1 pseudogene is annotated in these 744 nt (G+C 34.4%); it reads right to left on the bottom strand.

Going from position 1 to position 744, the window contains the following annotated elements:
• A pseudogene (locus tag BZK24_RS07585) lies at positions 1-528 on the bottom strand (HD domain-containing protein); the annotation flags it as partial.
• Positions 529-744: the final 216 nt, after the last annotated feature.

Raw genomic sequence — 744 nt, 5'->3', positions numbered from 1 at the left:
GTCAATTTTATCTTTAATCTCTTTCACGCCATACATGTTGGGGTTGAAATGATAAATAATATCAAACTCCCACTTAGACGCATAAAAATGCGCGCTCTCTAAAATTTGAGTTTCTAAAATTTGGGGTCTATGGCTTAAATACTCTTTGAGTTCCTCTAAAGAAAAATACGCGCTGATTTCATCTTGCAAACTTTGCGCAACATAGGAGGCTAATTCTTGGCTGTGCGTTTGTTGGAGGGCGTAAAAAATAGGGGGTTTAATATCAGTTAAAACCAAGCGCTCCAAAAATTCAAAGCAAAAGAACTTGATTAAAAGATCTAAATCTAAATCTTTACCCCTGTCTTTTAAATCTTTAGCGAGCAGATACGCAATCATCGCTTTATGGGCTTGTTTGTCTAATTCCACAAATTCCAAAGGGCATGCTTGATCATTCCAGCGCCTAATAGACGCGCCCACAAACACACGCCTTAAAAATTGAGTTTTGAGTTTAGGGGCTTTTAGGGGTTTAACAGGATGAGCCGCATACATGACTTTCCTTTTTATACTATTTTGAATATTTAAAACTATGAGCTTATTAAGAAGCGTTGATTTTATCGCACAAGATTGAAAAACCTTAACGCACCACTATCAATACTAACTTAAATCTTATTATACGAAAAAAAGATAAAAATAAGGCTTTTATTTAAAAAATATTATTTCTATCAATTCATTTCTCACTCAAAACACCCACCCGTAATTAAAAAA

The organism is Helicobacter pylori (assembly GCF_001998165.1).
Lineage (GTDB): Bacteria > Campylobacterota > Campylobacteria > Campylobacterales > Helicobacteraceae > Helicobacter > Helicobacter pylori_DL.
The sequence above is the reverse complement of the archived record's forward strand: the minus strand, read 5'-3'. Positions and strand labels throughout refer to the sequence as shown.